Genomic DNA, 16077 nt, shown 5'->3' with positions numbered 1-16077 from the left:
TACTATGATATAGAAAACCCTCCTTTATTAAGGAGGGCTAGGGAGGATTTAAAATTAATTAGTGACGGAAGTGACGCATACCAGTGAACACCATTGCAATACCAGCTTCGTCAGCCGCAGCAATCGTTTCTTCATCACGCATAGAACCACCCGGTTGGATAATGCATTTGATACCCGCTTTCGCAGCGTTATCAATACCATCACGGAATGGGAAGAATGCGTCAGATGCCATTACCGCACCTTCAACCACCAAGCCAGCATGTTCAGCTTTGATTGCAGCAATACGAGCTGAGTTTACACGGCTCATTTGGCCAGCGCCGACACCAATGGTTTGACGGTTTTTAGCATACACAATCGCGTTAGATTTTACGTATTTCGCTACTTTCCAAGCGAAGATCATGTCATCGATTTCTTGTTCAGTCGGCGCACGTTTGGTGACTACTTTAAGATCATCTTTAGTGATCATGCCCAAGTCTTGATCTTGAACTAACAAACCACCGTTTACGCGTTTGTAGTCAAGTTGCGATTGACGCGCATCGATTGCTGGAAGTTCGCCACATACAAGTACGCGTACGTTTTTCTTCGCGCCTGTTACTTCAAGAACGCCTTCAGCAACGCTCGGTGCAATGATCACTTCAACGAATTGACGATCTACAATCGCTTGTGCAGTTGCAACGTCTAATTCACGGTTGAATGCAATGATGCCACCGAAAGCAGATTCAGGATCTGTTGCATACGCAAGATCATAAGCTGCTTGAATACCGTCTAGAGAAACTGCAACGCCACATGGGTTCGCGTGTTTAACGATCACACAAGCAGGCTTCGCAAATGATTTCACACATTCAAGTGCTGCATCAGTATCTGCGATGTTGTTATAAGAGAGTTCTTTACCTTGAAGCTGTTTCGCTGTTGAAACAGAAGCTTCAGTCGCTGTGTCTTCTACATAGAATGCAGCAGCTTGATGCGGGTTCTCACCATAACGAAGGTCTTGAACTTTGTTCAATTGAGTATTGAAAGTACGTGCAAATTTGTCTGCCTGACCTTCTTCTTTACCTACGCGAGCGCCTAAGTAAGATGCGATCATGCCGTCATATTGAGCAGTATGTTCAAATGCTTTTACTGCTAGGTCAAAACGAGTTGCATGAGATAAAGCACCCTCAGCTTTAAGCTCGGCAACGACAGTTGCATAGTCAGAAGCATTTACGATGATACCTACAGATGCATGGTTTTTTGCTGCAGCACGAACCATGGTAGGACCACCGATGTCGATGTTTTCGATAGCATCAGCAAGTGAACAGTTTGGTTTGGCTACCGTTGCAGCAAATGGATAAAGGTTTACAACGACTAAATCAATAGCATCAATGTTGTGTTCAGCCATCACAGCTTCGTCTAGACCACGACGAGCCAGGATACCCCCATGAATTTTTGGATGTAGTGTTTTTACACGGCCGTCCATCATCTCTGGAAAACCTGTATGCTCCGAAACTTCAACTACAGCCACATTATTGTCTTTCAACAATTTGTAGGTACCACCTGTAGATAAAATTTCTACCCCTAGAGCAGCAAGTTCTTGTGCAAATTCAACAATACCAGTCTTGTCAGACACAGAGATTAAAGCGCGTTTAATAGTCATGATCTTCGTCACAGTTTTCAAGGAACAGAATAAAACAAAATCAGCAATTTACAGGTTAAAAAAAATGCCTGCGGAAGCCGCAAGCATTTTATCATTTATTCACTCATTAAACCGTGAGCTTTTAACTTTTTACGTAAAGTACCACGGTTGAGTCCGAGGATCTCGGCAGCACGTGTTTGGTTACCACGTGTATATTCTAGAACTACAGATAGAAGAGGTTTCTCCATTTCTGCTAGCACCATGTCGTATACCTGAGATGGTTGCTCGCCCTGCAGTTGTGCAAAATAGTGGCGAACTGCGCGATCTACGTGGATACGTAAAGCAACATCAGATTGTGCAGTAAAAATAGGAGATTTGCTATTCATGCGAATTAATCCGAAAAACAAATATCACTTGGGTAAAGTGATATATAAAAGTGGTCTAGAAATTGAAATGAACTCCATTTTAGATCCTAAAACGGAAGTTCTAAAACTTAGTCATTACATTGAGCCTGTAGCTTGACACATCTCTGCGATTTGGTCGAAAAATAAGCGTAACAATAGTTAAAGTTTTGTTACTGACCAAAATCAAAACAAAAAAATCTGCACGATACGCAATAAATTTTATAGCGCATTAGGCAAGACTGTATTTGTTGTGAAAAAGTCGCGAGGAGTTGCAGCACATAGCTTTCGTGGCGCGTATCATACCATTGTCTAAGCAAAAGTGAGCAAGAAAACTGCATTTTTTTTAACTTTTTTTAATTTTTTAATGCTTTCTCAGTAGATTAGGGGCGAATTATTTCTAAAGTATAGCGATCAAAGCTTTTGCGATCGACTGGAAGCTTAAATTTGAATTTAAACGGGCTGTTTTTCGGAATGCGCTGAATATTGACTAAACTTTCAATCAAGTACTCTTCGGAGGACAGGTTATAAGTTGCAATCACTTCACCGCGATGTTCCAGATTGATTCTTAGAATTGGTAAAGCCAGACTACGCTCATGAAAATTAATCAGCTCACCGCTAAACTCAGCTTCATTATTACCGGTTGCCTTGATTTTGACTTTATTAACCTGAATTAGTGTGTAGTATTTTTCCAGATTGGAACAATTAAACACTTCACAAGCACTGTTAAAGGCCAGACTCATGACGTGACTGTTTTTGATGTATTGCGGATTGAACCAGAAAAATTGAAACAGCAGCAGGCTGAACAGCGACAGATTAAGTAAACTCCAGCCTATATAGTACATTGGCCCACGTTTGGTTTGTTTTTCTGCCTGATCTTCCCAATTCATGCTCGGCAGGACTGAAATCGGCTCGGTACTGAAATAATTCAGGTTATTTAAATAGGTTTCCAGGTCAATATTGGAATGTTCAACTTTTTGATCAAAAATCTGTAGCAGGCTATGACGATGGTGCTGCTGATCCGTGTGATAAACACCTGAGTTATTTTGAGCATTAGTTTTGCTGAATTCGCTGGAGTTTGATTGAGCGTGAGACATTGAGGCAGTGACCGAATTCCGGGTTTCGGTCACCAAATGCGATAAGGCATTAAATGAGGTGGTACATTTAGGACAGCAAACCATTCCCTGCGCAACGGTGAGTTGAGCAACTGTGACCTTATAGGTGGTGGAACAGGTAGGGCAATGGGTTCTTTTGTCACTCATGGATTATTTATAGGCTCATTCGTTCTTATGGCGTTTACCCGAGATACGGCACCAGTGCTCATCTCGTTTTTCTACCTCTAATATATCAAAATAATTTGAGTAAATGCTAGTAACATCAGCAACTTGCTCTTCAATAACACCCGCAAGTGCGAACTGTCCCTCAGATTTGATTAAAGTTGCGAACTCGGGAGCCAGCATCATCAGTGGTGCTGCCAGAATATTGGCAACAAATACGTCAGCTTTGGTATTGCCGAGCTCATCTCTAAATTCTTCTGGCAGTCCGACATAAAGTTTGTCCAGTACGCCATTCAGTTCAGCGTTTTGCTGAGTCGCCAGTACAGCTTGTGGGTCGATATCAGTAGCATATGCTTTTTTCGCACCTAATAGCAGTGCAGCTACCGCGAGAATACCTGAGCCACAGCCATAATCGATGACAATTTTATCTTTCACATCAATCTTGCCGAGCCATTGTAAGCACAGGAAAGTTGAAGCGTGGTTGCCTGTTCCGAAAGCCAGACCTGGATCAAGCTTGATGTTTACCGCATCGGCATCAGGTGCTTCCATCCATTCGGGTACGATCCAGTATTTATCAGCAATCTGAATGGGCTCATAGGCATCCATCCAGGTGCGTTCCCAAGCCTGATCTTCAATCAGTTCATGACGGATCGGAGCATCTGGCATTTGTGCACGAATAAAGGTTTCTAGTGCGGTAACATCAATTTCTTCGCCTTCTTCCTGCGCATAAATACCGGTCACAATCACTTTATTCCAGAGTGGTGTTTCACCTGGAAGTGGTTCCAGCAAATCCTGGTTTTCAGCATCATCCAAAGTCACACTCACTGCGCCTAGCGAGCTGAGTAATGTCTCAGTAAAATCAACCTGAGCCTGTTCAACCGTAATATGAATTTGTAACCACTTCACAGAAATAACCTTTATACATTTTTCAAAAAGCTATTGTAACGGAAGTTCAGACTCAACGCTGCTATCTTCTTGATCCATTCCCAAAATAAAAAGGATGCCTGAGGCATCCTTTGAACAGTTCCAGAGCTTATCTAATCCAGATTCGTTAAAGGTGTTTGCGCCGGGAGTGGTGCAAGCCGGTTCAACAGACTGCCAAAAATTGCAGCAAAGATATACATAAAGATAGAATAAACCGCGGCTGGCATCGCCACAGCAGCACTGCCAATCACGGTCAGGGCAATGGTCATGGCGAGGGTGCTGTTATGAATGCCAATTTCAAATGCACTGGCACGGGCTTGAGCGCTATTAATATTCAGTAGTCGCGGAATCAGATAACCAATACTCAGGCTCAGGATGCAGAACAAGGCAGTCGCCAGACCCACCTGGGTCAAGTATTCACCGATATTGCTGCGCTCTTTGATGAGTGTGGCAATAATAATCAGCACCAAAAAGCCAATCGAAAAAATCCGCAGCGGCCGATTCAGTTTTGCGGTCACGCCTGGTGCATAGCGCCGAATCAACATGCCAATTCCCACCGGAATCAGGATGATCGCAAAGACTTGCAGAATCTTGCCGAATTGCAGGCCAACTTGCTGGCTATCCTGCATAAAATGCATGATCGAAAAATTAATAATTAAAGGTAAGGTAATCGCTGCGATGACTGAGTTGATAGCAGTCAAAGTGATATTGAGGGCTAAGTCACCTTTAAACAGATAGCTAAACAGGTTGGCTGTTGCACCCCCGGGCGAAGCCGCCAGGAGCATCAACCCGACTGAGAGTAATGGGGTTAAAGCGAATAGCTTGCAGAGTAAAAAGGCAATGCCAACCAGAATAACCAGTTGGCAGAACAATGCTATAAATACGGCTTTGGGGTGACGAGTGACACGGCTAAAGTCCCGAGGCGTCAGTTCAAGGCCCAGTCCCATCATGATGATTGCAAGTGCCAGCGGCAGTAATATCGTTATAAGGCCAGAATCCATCTGTATGCTCCTTGTCGAAAATTGTTTTAATACTTCTGATTTTCTTTGGAAAAGCATACAGCCTTATAGCAGAATCAGCCAAATAAATTACAAATCTGATAAACGCCCTTTGTTGCTATACACCACTTGCTGGCGGCTAATTAGCACACCGAAAATAGTGGCGAAACTGTACATGAAAATTGTATAAATGCCTGCAGGAATAGCCATCGTGACATTATTTAAGACCGATATCGCAATCGTCAGCGCAATGGCAGTGTTATGAATGCCAATTTCAAAGGTACAGGCGCGTGCCATTTTCTCTGGAATACCCATGAGTAAAGGAATGCAATAGCCAATAAACAGGCTGGAAAAACATAAAATCGCAGTTACTGCACCAATATTGGCAAAGTATTCGACCAAATTCGAACGTTCTCTGAAAATGGCGAATATCAATAGGATGGTTAGAAAACCGATAGAGAGTAAGCGCATGGGCCTGCTGACAGTAATTGACAGGTTTGGAAATTTGGCCCGAAGCAGCATACCCATGATCACGGGAATCAAGGTAATTAAAAACACCTGCACAATCTTTTCAGCTGGAAAAGTCACGTTTGAGTCATGACTCATAAAGTAGTGTAAGGATAGATTGATAATAAAGGGTAGGGTAAAAATAGAAATGATGGTATTAATGGCGGTTAGAGTAATATTCAGTGCCACATCACCTTTATATATGTAGCTAAACAGGTTCGCGGTTGGGCCGCCAGGTGAGGCGGCTAGCAACATCAGACCTACAGCAAGCAAAGCGGGCAAGTCCAAAATCAGACAAATAAAAAAAGCAATACTGGGTAATAGGACTAACTGCGCAAATAAAGTAATAAAAATGACTTTAGGATAGCGACTTAAGCGCAGGAAATCTTTGATGGTGAGTTCTAGCCCCAGCCCCATCATCATGATTGCCAATGTAATTGGCAAAAAAACGCTAAAAAACCCCGAATCCATGAATTTGCCTTTTTATTATACATTTATAGATATATTTTGAGTTTAGCCTAGATGAATAAATAAGCAATAAAAAACGGGCAAAATGCAGTCACTTTGCCCGTCAAAACTTTTACTTGAAATCTAAACTATTTAGATATATATCGGCTACATACCTGGCTGGCCTTGCATTGGTGAGTCAGGCTGTGCTGGCTGGTTCATCTGATGCTGCATTGGTTGGCTTTGCATCGGTGGCTGCATTGGCTGACTTTGCATCTGAGATTGTCCCTGAGGGCGTGGTGGCATAAAGCCTAATGCACATTTACCTTTGACTTCGGCACCATTAATGGTGGCAGTGGTTGCACCACTGTTGCCGCTACAAGTACTCATGAGTTCGGCTTCATCGCCTTTGATTGAAGCGTTTTTGGATGAAGCGAAAAACTGCGGTTCACAGGTACCATTCCAGATAATGCCGCGATAGGCAAAACTGACTTGTGCACCTTGGGATTTGCCTTTACAAACCTGTTGGTACTTTTGTGCATTATAAATGGTTTCGACCTTATCATTCGCTGATGCAGCAAATGGCGCAAAACATAAACCACATAGAACGGTTGAGAGGAAAATATTCTTATTCATCTTTTATACCTTTGTTTGTAATGTAACCAATATATAGATTAAAAAATGCGCGAGATTAAACAATGCAAATCGAGTAAATTTCTCAGCTTATATGTTTAATTTATATAGTTCCTCTGCAAAGTTAAATTACAGTGCTTTATTGTTATGCGAGTTAAGTGCGATTTATCTCAGGATAAATTCAACTGAATTTGTCTACTTTAGAGTGAAATTTGCTATAATGCTCAGCTATTCTTTTTTATCTCTCAATTACCACTATGCATTATCCTAAAGTATACGATGTCATTGTTATCGGTGGCGGTCACGCCGGTACGGAAGCGGCTCTGGCTGCAGCGCGTATGGGTCGACAGACTTTACTCTTAACTCATAACATTGAGACTTTAGGGCAGATGAGCTGTAACCCGGCTATCGGTGGTATTGGTAAATCGCATTTGGTGCGTGAAATTGATGCCTTGGGCGGTGCGATGGCACTGGCTGCCGATAAAGGCGGTATTCAATTCCGTATTTTGAACTCGCGTAAAGGTGCTGCAGTACGTGCAACACGTGCGCAGGCGGACCGTGTACGTTATAAAGCGGCTATTCGGGAAACATTAGAAAACCAAGCAAACCTTGATATTTTTCAGCAAGCCGCAGATGACCTGATTGTTGAAGGCGATACCGTTAAAGGTGTGGTTACCCAAATGGGTATCCGTTTTGATGCGAAAACTGTGGTGCTGACAGCAGGTACATTCTTAGGTGGTGTCATCCACGTTGGTCTGGAGAAATCTAGCGGTGGTCGTGCTGGTGATCCGCCATCTATTTCACTTGCACATCGTTTGCGTGAATTAAACTTGCCAGTAGGTCGTTTAAAAACAGGTACACCACCACGTATTGACGCGCGTTCAGTGGATTTCTCTGTGATGACACCACAGCCGGGTGATTTCCCATCTCCGACCATGTCATTCATGGGGGATGTGTCTATGCATCCTGAGCAGGTAAATTGCTATATCACGCATACCAATGAACGCACGCATGAAATCATTCGTGGCGGTTTAGACCGTTCACCGATGTACACGGGTGTGATCGAAGGTGTTGGACCACGTTATTGCCCATCGATTGAAGATAAGATTCACCGTTTTGCCGATAAAGATTCTCACCAAGTCTTCTTGGAGCCTGAAGGCTTGGATACACATGAGCTTTATCCAAATGGTATTTCGACTTCTTTACCGTTCGACGTTCAGTTTGAACTGGTTCGCTCGATCCGTGGTATGGAAAATGCGCACATTCTTCGTCCGGGCTATGCCATTGAATACGATTATTTCAACCCACAAGCGTTGAAATTTACCCTTGAAACCAAAGCAATTAATAACTTGTATTTCGCCGGTCAAATCAACGGCACAACCGGTTATGAAGAAGCGGGTGCGCAGGGTTTGCTTGCAGGCTTGAACGCTGCACGCCGTGCTTGGGATCAGGAGCAATGGACGCCAAAACGTGATGAAGCATACATGGGTGTTCTGGTCGATGACCTGATCACATTAGGTACCAAAGAACCATACCGTATGTTCACCTCACGTGCCGAATACCGTTTGATGCTGCGTGAAGATAACGCAGATCAGCGTTTAACAGCCATTGGTCGTGAAATGGGTCTGGTGGATGACGCGCGTTGGGCAGTGTACTGTGAGAAAATGGAAGCAGTGGAAAAAGAAACAGGCCGTTTGCAACACTTGTGGGCCGCACCAAATAACCCAATGGGTAAGAAATTCGTTGAGATGACCGGTGCAGACCTGTCTAAAGAATGTTCGGCGATTGATTTGTTGAAACGTCCAAACATTTCATTTGCTCAAATTGCAGAGTTAACCAATTCTGAAGTATCACCATTTGTCGGTGAGCAAATTGAAATTGCAGTGAAATATGCGGGTTATATTAATCGTCAGCATGAAGACGTCGCACAAATGAAACGTCTTGAAGAAACCCGTATTCCTGCGGATTTCGATTATGACATCGTGTCAGGTCTGTCCCGTGAAATTACCCTGAAACTGAAAGATGTTCGTCCTGAAACATTGGCGCAAGCCAGTCGTATTCCAGGTGTAACCCCTGCAGCAGTTCAACTGGTGATGATTACAATTCGTAAGAATGCACAAGCAAAGAAATCTGCTTAAGATTTTGCGCTAAAAAAGCCCGCATTAAGCGGGCTTTTTATCGGCTTGTAGTTTTGTATAAGTTTTGACTATCGTTGAATTAAAAATAACTACTATTAAATTAAGTTATTGATAAATATATATAATAAATATTATTAAGATGTATTAAGTCTATAAATACAATCTTTTAGGTCTAATTTAGATGATATTTACACATGCTGATGTACTTAAACCCGACTATTGTCGTGCTATTTCTCTATTAAGATTAGGTTAAGAATAATGCAACGGATCGTCAGACTATTAAACGGTTTGTGAATTATTGATGGAGATCAGTCATGGCACAGTCATACAGCGAAAAAGCCCAAAAAATATTAACGATATTCTTATGTTTCTGGGTCGCATTTTTTGAAGGTTTTGACCTTCAAGCTCCCGGGATTGCGGCGAAAGGAATTGCAGCAAGCTTTGGTTTAGATCAAATCCAAATGGGCTATGTATTTAGTCTGGGTGTCTTTGGAATGCTGTTTGGCGCATTCTTTGGCGGACGTATTGCAGATTATCTAGGACAAAAGAAAGTCCTAATGCTTTCTGTGACTATTTTTGGTCTGTTCATGTCGTTGACTGCAATTGCGCCAAGCATCGAAGTTTTATATGCAGCGCGTTTCTTTACTGGTTTGGGTTTAGGTGCGGCAATGCCAACCATGATTTCAGTCGTCGGTGATGAAGCAACGGAAGCCAACCGTGGCAAGCTAAATAGTCTGATGTATTGTGGTTTGCCGGTAGGGGCGATCTTTGTTGCCGGTCTGGCCATGTTGCTTCCGGAGATTCAATGGCAAACCTTGTTCCTGATTGGGGGATTAACGCCTTTAGCACTGATTCCATTGATGGCATTTATTCTTAAAGATAAGCCTAAAGTGAATGCGGGAAGTACCGGTTTCTGGCGAAGCTGTGCCGGGAATGGCTGAGGTGTTGTTCAAGCAGCAACAGTATAAAAATACAGTGCCTCTTTGGGTTGGTTTCTTTTTTACCTTGATGATCAATTATATTTTGATCAGCTGGTTACCTAACTTGCTTATGGAACAAGGTTTGCAGAAACAACAGGCATTTCTGGTGATGTTGGTGTTCCAGGTGGGCGCGGTTATTGGAACCCTGAGCCTAGGTTATTTACTGGATCGTTTAAAGCTTTGGCAAATGGCGACCATCATTTATAGTGGCTTGTTTGTTGCCTTGGTATTGTTATTCACCACAACTTCTATTCCGTTATTAATTTTGGCGAGAGTCATGGGGGTATTTTCTCTACAGGTGGCCAATCTATTCTGTATGGGATCTCACCAATTTTTTATTCAGGCGCAGGTAAAGTCACCGGTGTGGGTAGTGCGATCTCTCTAGGACGTTTAGGGGCGATGACTGGACCATTATTAACTGGAAAAATTCTGGCATTAGGTTTGGGAACGACGGGCATTCTTGTGGCAAGTTTGCCAGCAGTGGTCGTATCGGCAGTAGCTGTCACCGCACTATCACGTTATAAGGCTGCTCATAAGTAATTGATCATTGATATCTGTCAATACAAAAAGGGAATCTGAAGATTCCTTTTTTTATCGTCGAGGTTTTTAATTGAATAAAGTCAGTCTATAAAATTTGCTAAAATATACGGATAGTAAACAGATTGATTTTTATATGGCTTATCAACTTATTCCACTCTCGATTCAGGCCACTGATAATATTGCCTGTCCACATTGTCAGCACAACGTGATTGATTGGGCAGAAGAGCAGTATGTGCAACCTTGTGAACATACCCTGTTTATTGCCATGGATATTGGCTTTGAATATATGACGGATGAATTCGAGCACAGCATGCCGCGTTCTGTAGATGATCTGCATGCCAATGATGATCAGGTGAATATGCTGGATGAAATCACCCAGGCGACTTATTCAAATTATCTGATATATAAGTCTGATCTGGGCATAGATGGGTATTTCCGCTATGTGGGTTTTACTGCATAAATCATCATCAATAAAAAAGCGCCAATCGGCGCTTTTTTATATGGAAAGATTAACTTTCTATTTCTTCTTCGATTTCATCATCCGTAGTATCCATGCCCAATTCTTTAAGCTTGCGCGTTAAAGTGTTGCGACCCCAACCTAAAAGTTCTGCGGCATGACGTTTACGGCCACGGGTTTGTTGCAAGGCTGCATTGATCAAGGTGCGTTCAAACATTGGCGTCGCAACATCCAGAAGTTTCATTTCACCATTTTTGAGTTTCTGCATCGCCCATTGACCCAGCAATTCATCCCAGTGATGCGGTGCGATCTGGTTCAGCGTTGGAATTGGCGCACCCGGATCCTGCTGATGAATTGGAATCTGTTTCAGCTCAGGTGGCAAGTCTTCCGGATAGACTTCACGACCTGTGATCATGACAGTCAGCCAGCGACAGGTGTTCTCAAGTTGACGCACGTTACCTTGCCATGGCAATTTTTGCATATATTCCTGAGTTTCAGGACGCAGAATCTTTGGATTGACCCCAAGTTCCTTTCCGGCACGTGCCAGAAAATGCTGCGCCAGCATCGGAATATCTTCACTGCGATGTGCCAGTTTTGGAATATGAATACGAATTACATTCAGGCGGTGATACAAGTCTTCACGGAAACGACCATCATGGACCAGTTTTTCCAGATCCTGATGTGTTGCAGCCACGATACGCACATCGACCTTAACCGGAATATGACCGCCAACTCGGTAGAACTCTCCATCGGCTAGGACACGCAATAAACGGGTCTGGGTCTCAAATGGCATATCGCCAATTTCATCTAAAAACAGCGTACCGCCATTTGCCTGTTCAAAACGACCTTGGCGCTGGGTATTAGCACCGGTAAATGCACCTTTCTCATGGCCGAAAAGTTCAGTTTCGATCAGGTCTTTTGGAATCGCCGCCATATTGAGGGCAATAAAAGGTTTTGAGCTGCGTGGTGAATGACGATGCAGGGCATGCGCTACCAGTTCTTTACCTGTACCAGACTCACCATTAATCAACACGGTAATATGCGATTGTGATAAACGGCCAATGGCACGAAACACTTCCTGCATGGCAGGCGATTCACCAATAATTTCGGTAGATTGAATTGGTGGAGCCGCTTTTGCTGATTCTTGTTGCTGTAGCTTGGTGATATGTAAAATTGCACGATTTACCAGCGCCAGTGCTTCATCAATATCAAAAGGCTTAGGCAGATATTCAAAAGCACCAGTTTGATAACTGGATACAGCCGACTCTAAGTCTGAATGTGCCGTCATAATAATCACAGGCAAGTCAGGATAATTGTGTTTGACTTTGCCCAGGAAAGTAAGACCATCAATTCCTGGCATACGGATGTCGGTCAGAATCACATCAGGTGCTTCCAGACTCAATTGATCCAGTGCAGATTGTGCTTCTTCAAAACTGGTAACATCCAGACCTTCTTCTTTAAAGGTCTTTTCCAGTACCCAGCGCATGGCACGATCGTCATCAATCACCCATATTTTATTTCGCGACATGATTCGACTCCCAAGGTAAATATAAGCTAAAGACGGTTTTTCCAGCCACAGACTGACACTCGATCATGCCGTTGTGCTGATGAATAATATTTTGAGCAATACTGAGGCCCAGTCCGGTCCCTTTGGCACGGCTGGTGACCAGCGGATAAAACACCGATTCGATAATCTCTTCCGGAACACCTGGGCCATTATCTTCAATATCAATCCGTACTACAGAGCGGTGAATCACCCCGTTAATGGTAAAGAGACGCTGAATCCGGGTTCTTAAAATCAGTTCCGGTTGATGTTCGACAAAGAATTCCTTGTTCTCGGTCATGGCCTGTACGGCATTGGCGCAAATATTCAAAATGACCTGAATCAATTGATCACGGTCTGCCAGCACTTCAGGCAAGGACAGGTCGTAATCCCGGGTAATCTTGATTTTCTTTTTGGTCTGATTGGCAATCAGTGAACGCACCCGTTCCAGAGGTTCATGCACATTGACCAGCTCATAGCTCGGAAGCTGGCGTGAACCGAGCATGGTATCGGCCAGATTTCTCAGTCGATCCACTTCGCTAATAATAATGTCGGTAAATTCTTTGTATTGTGGATCATTCAAACTGCGTGCCAGGAGTTGAGTCGCCCCGCGAATGCCACCGAGTGGATTTTTGATTTCATGCGCGACACCGCGAATCAGCTGACGCGCTACCTGATGCTGTTGCAGCAGATTTTCTTCGCGTGAAATTTTTAACATGCGATCGCGAGGATTGAGTTCAATGAGCAGCAACGGATGATAAGGTTTACCCAGATTTAGCTGAGAAACAGTGTAGTCGACATGAATGTCTTTAAAGTTGACCAGAATAGTGGCTTCGCGGCGTGTATAAGGTTGTCCCGTAGTTAAAGTATTATTCAGGGCTTCTTCGGTATTGAACTCATCTGTCGGGTTTTGCAAAATATTGAGCACAGATGTGCCGCTCGCGCGGAATAAGCTCACATCAAATAAGGCTTCACAGGCAGAATTCAGATAATAAATATTAAGATCGCGGTCTATCAATAAGATACACGTGGTCATATTGTCCACTAAAGCACGATAGTCGATCGGAATAATTTGATCCATTCGCGGGTTTGTTCCTGTATTAAAATGGCGCAATGGCATCTTCATAAAGCAATTTAATCAATTTTAAGTTCTGATTTGATGCAAGATGCACGCCAACTTTTATGACTAGAGATTATTTATTGCGATGAAATGCAGAAATGTGACAGAGCAACACAATTCATCTTAGATATAGCGGATTAAATTGAGGCTGTAAATCTAAAATGATTCATTTTGGTGCATTGGTAAGTATGTTGAATATTTTATGGCAATATTTTAGTGCATGATGCAAAGAGTCAGGTTTTCAACTATTTTTATGATGCGAAAAGACATACAATACGCGCATTCTAGTAGAGCGAAAATTCATGAAGTCCCCCAAAGTCGGTTTTGTATCTTTAGGTTGTCCTAAGGCATTGGTAGATTCTGAACGTATTTTAACCCAGTTAAAGACTGAAGGTTATGACGTCGCTTCGGATTATGACGGTGCTGATTTAGTTGTAGTAAATACCTGTGGTTTCATTGAATCCGCAGTGCAAGAATCGCTAGATGCGATTGGTGAGGCGATGAGCGCGAATGGTCGCGTGATCGTAACAGGTTGTCTAGGTAAAGACGAAGACAAGATTCGCCAAATGCATCCCAATGTCCTGAAAGTGACAGGTGCAGCGGCATATAAAGAAGTTATGGATGCGGTTCATCAATACGTGCCTGAGCCGCCAAAACACAATCCATTTATTGATCTGGTTCCAGAACAAGGCATCCGCCTGACGCCAAAACACTATGCTTATCTGAAAATATCTGAAGGCTGCAACCATCGTTGTACCTTCTGTATTATTCCAAGCATGCGTGGCGATCTGGTTTCACGTCCAGTCGGTTCTGTGCTTGATGAAGCTGCAGCGCTGAAACGTGCCGGTGTAAAAGAAGTACTCGTCATCTCCCAGGATACTTCTGCTTATGGCCTGGACACGAAATACAAGCTGGATTTCTGGAATGGCCAGCCGGTTAAAACCAAATTCTATGACATGTGTGAAGCATTAGGTCAGTTGGGAATCTGGGTGCGTTTGCACTATGTTTACCCGTATCCGCATGTAGATGCAGTAATTGACCTGATGGCACAAGGCAAAATCCTGCCTTATCTGGATATTCCATTCCAGCACGCAAGTCCAAAAATTCTCAAACTAATGAAACGACCTGCGCACAGTGAAAATACACTGGAGCGTTTGAAAATCTGGCGTGAGAAATGTCCTGATTTGGTACTCCGTTCAACATTTGTGGTGGGCTTCCCGGGTGAAACCGAAGAAGACTTCCAGATGCTATTGGACTGGTTGAAAGAAGCCCAACTGGATCGTGTGGGATGTTTCACCTATTCGCCAGTTGAAGGTGCGACAGCAAATGATTTGCCAGATCACGTTCCTGAAGAAATTAAACAAGAGCGTTATGAGCGTTTCATGCAGGTTCAGCAAGAAATCTCGGCAGCCAAACTCCAAAAACGTATCGGTCAGACCATGACTGTGCTGGTAGATGACCTGGAAGATGAATTCCCGGTAGCGGTTGCGCGTTCTTATGCAGATGCACCTGAAATTGATGGTAATGTTTTTGTTGAAGATATCGATAAAAGCGTCATCAAGGCGGGGGATTTACTTGAAGTCGAAATTACTGATGCAGATGAATACGATCTGTATGCAAAACTCATTTCAGTCAAGTCTGCTTAAGATTTTGAATTAAAAAAATTTAAATTGAATACTTTGGAGTTTGATGATGTTGGATTCTAAAAAGCCACGCTTTGGTCGCATCCTGTTAAAGCTTTCTGGTGAGGCGCTGGCAGGCAATAAAGACATGGGGATCGATGCACAAGTGCTCGATCAGATGTCACTTTCTATTGCGCACCTCGTGGGTTTAGGCGTACAAGTAGGTATTGTTGTGGGTGGTGGTAACCTGTATCGCGGTAGCCAGCTACAAAAAGATGGTCTGGTTGGCCGTGTAACTGGCGACCAGATGGGTATGCTGGCAACAGTCATGAACGGTTTGGCACTTCGCGACGCTTTGGTGCGCCGTAATATTAAAACCCGTTTAATGTCTGCATTGCCAATTGGTGCCGTGGTTGAGTCTTACTCAAGCCGTGATGCAATCCGTCACCTGACTCAGGGTGAAGTGTGTGTATTCGTGGCAGGTACAGGTAATCCGTTCTTTACGACAGATACAGCTGCCTGTTTACGTGGTATTGAAATCGAATCAGACTTGATCTTGAAAGCGACCAAAGTTGATGGCGTATATAATAAAGATCCAAGCAAATATGATGATGCGGTTAAATATGACACATTGACTTTTGACCAAGTTCTGGACGAAAAGCTGGGTGTGATGGACTTAACTGCAATCTGTTTATGTCGTGATCACAACGTGCCGCTACAAGTATTCGATATGAATAAATCTGGCGCATTGCTTTCCGTTGTGATGGGTGAAAAAGAAGGGACTCACGTTACCAATTAATGACGTGAGCACCAAAGCACTTTATACTACACGCTAATTTAGTAATAACCTCTTTTCAAGAATTAAGTAAGGAAGATCA

General features: G+C 43.3%; 13 protein-coding genes and 1 pseudogene. 5 read left to right on the top strand and 9 right to left on the bottom strand.

Annotated features, from left to right (window positions below; genetic code table 11):
* Nucleotides 1-58: 58 nt before the first annotated feature.
* The 7 genes from purH to NI465_RS06415 all read right to left on the bottom strand — a co-directional run bounded on the left by purH (nucleotide 59) and on the right by NI465_RS06415 (nucleotide 6802).
* Entirely contained in the window at nucleotides 59-1633 is a 1575-nt protein-coding gene (gene purH / locus NI465_RS06445) for a bifunctional phosphoribosylaminoimidazolecarboxamide formyltransferase/IMP cyclohydrolase (RefSeq protein ID WP_004646700.1), read from the bottom strand.
* Nucleotides 1634-1728: 95 nt separating this feature from the next.
* Nucleotides 1729-1998 carry a DNA-binding transcriptional regulator Fis gene (gene fis / locus NI465_RS06440; protein WP_001086304.1) on the bottom strand — a complete coding sequence of 90 codons (270 nt, stop codon included), beginning with the start codon at nucleotides 1996-1998 and terminating at the stop codon, nucleotides 1729-1731.
* 398 nt (nucleotides 1999-2396) lie between these two features.
* Nucleotides 2397-3275, bottom strand: coding sequence for an MJ0042-type zinc finger domain-containing protein (locus NI465_RS06435; RefSeq protein ID WP_191112733.1), 879 nt, complete (start codon nucleotides 3273-3275; stop codon nucleotides 2397-2399).
* A gap of 15 nt (nucleotides 3276-3290) precedes the next feature.
* On the bottom strand, nucleotides 3291-4196 hold the full coding sequence (gene prmA / locus NI465_RS06430; protein ID WP_004646702.1) for a 50S ribosomal protein L11 methyltransferase: 906 nt from the start codon (nucleotides 4194-4196) through the stop codon (nucleotides 3291-3293).
* A gap of 131 nt (nucleotides 4197-4327) precedes the next feature.
* Complete coding sequence (locus tag NI465_RS06425; RefSeq protein WP_004646703.1) at nucleotides 4328-5215, bottom strand: bile acid:sodium symporter family protein; 888 nt, start codon at nucleotides 5213-5215, stop codon at nucleotides 4328-4330.
* A gap of 87 nt (nucleotides 5216-5302) precedes the next feature.
* Nucleotides 5303-6190, bottom strand: coding sequence for a bile acid:sodium symporter family protein (locus tag NI465_RS06420; protein ID WP_004646704.1), 888 nt, complete (start codon nucleotides 6188-6190; stop codon nucleotides 5303-5305).
* Between the two features lie 144 nt (nucleotides 6191-6334).
* Nucleotides 6335-6802: a hypothetical protein gene (locus tag NI465_RS06415; protein ID WP_253144691.1), complete on the bottom strand. Its 468-nt coding sequence runs from the start codon at nucleotides 6800-6802 to the stop codon at nucleotides 6335-6337.
* A 254-nt stretch (nucleotides 6803-7056) separates the two neighbouring features.
* On the opposite strand from NI465_RS06415, the gene mnmG reads away from it, so the two are divergent.
* From mnmG to NI465_RS06390, 3 genes and pseudogenes are all read left to right on the top strand, one after another.
* Nucleotides 7057-8937, top strand: a complete 1881-nt coding sequence (mnmG, locus tag NI465_RS06410) for a tRNA uridine-5-carboxymethylaminomethyl(34) synthesis enzyme MnmG (RefSeq protein ID WP_004279892.1) — start codon at nucleotides 7057-7059, stop codon at nucleotides 8935-8937.
* A gap of 314 nt (nucleotides 8938-9251) precedes the next feature.
* Nucleotides 9252-10457: pseudogene (gene mhpT / locus NI465_RS16830) on the top strand (3-(3-hydroxy-phenyl)propionate transporter MhpT).
* A gap of 133 nt (nucleotides 10458-10590) precedes the next feature.
* Nucleotides 10591-10917 carry a hypothetical protein gene (locus NI465_RS06390; protein ID WP_004279890.1) on the top strand — a complete coding sequence of 109 codons (327 nt, stop codon included), beginning with the start codon at nucleotides 10591-10593 and terminating at the stop codon, nucleotides 10915-10917.
* A 49-nt stretch (nucleotides 10918-10966) separates the two neighbouring features.
* Here NI465_RS06390 and glnG read toward each other — a convergent pair whose 3' ends face one another.
* Nucleotides 10967-12442 carry a nitrogen regulation protein NR(I) gene (glnG, locus tag NI465_RS06385; RefSeq protein WP_004646710.1) on the bottom strand — a complete coding sequence of 492 codons (1476 nt, stop codon included), beginning with the start codon at nucleotides 12440-12442 and terminating at the stop codon, nucleotides 10967-10969.
* Nucleotides 12429-13538 carry a nitrogen regulation protein NR(II) gene (glnL, locus tag NI465_RS06380; RefSeq protein ID WP_005107202.1) on the bottom strand — a complete coding sequence of 370 codons (1110 nt, stop codon included), beginning with the start codon at nucleotides 13536-13538 and terminating at the stop codon, nucleotides 12429-12431. The genes glnG and glnL overlap by 14 nt, the downstream gene beginning before the upstream one ends.
* 341 nt (nucleotides 13539-13879) lie before the next feature.
* On the opposite strand from glnL, the gene rimO reads away from it, so the two are divergent.
* Both rimO and pyrH read left to right on the top strand, forming a co-directional pair.
* Nucleotides 13880-15223, top strand: a complete 1344-nt coding sequence (gene rimO / locus NI465_RS06375; protein WP_004646712.1) for a 30S ribosomal protein S12 methylthiotransferase RimO — start codon at nucleotides 13880-13882, stop codon at nucleotides 15221-15223.
* Between the two features lie 46 nt (nucleotides 15224-15269).
* Nucleotides 15270-15998, top strand: a complete 729-nt coding sequence (pyrH, locus tag NI465_RS06370) for a UMP kinase (RefSeq protein ID WP_004279886.1) — start codon at nucleotides 15270-15272, stop codon at nucleotides 15996-15998.
* Nucleotides 15999-16077: the final 79 nt, after the last annotated feature.

It is taken from the genome of Acinetobacter lwoffii, assembly GCF_024129855.1.
Classification (GTDB): Bacteria; Pseudomonadota; Gammaproteobacteria; order Pseudomonadales; family Moraxellaceae; genus Acinetobacter; species Acinetobacter lwoffii_L.
Note: the sequence above shows the minus strand (reverse complement) of the source record. Positions and strands in the feature narration are given on the sequence as shown.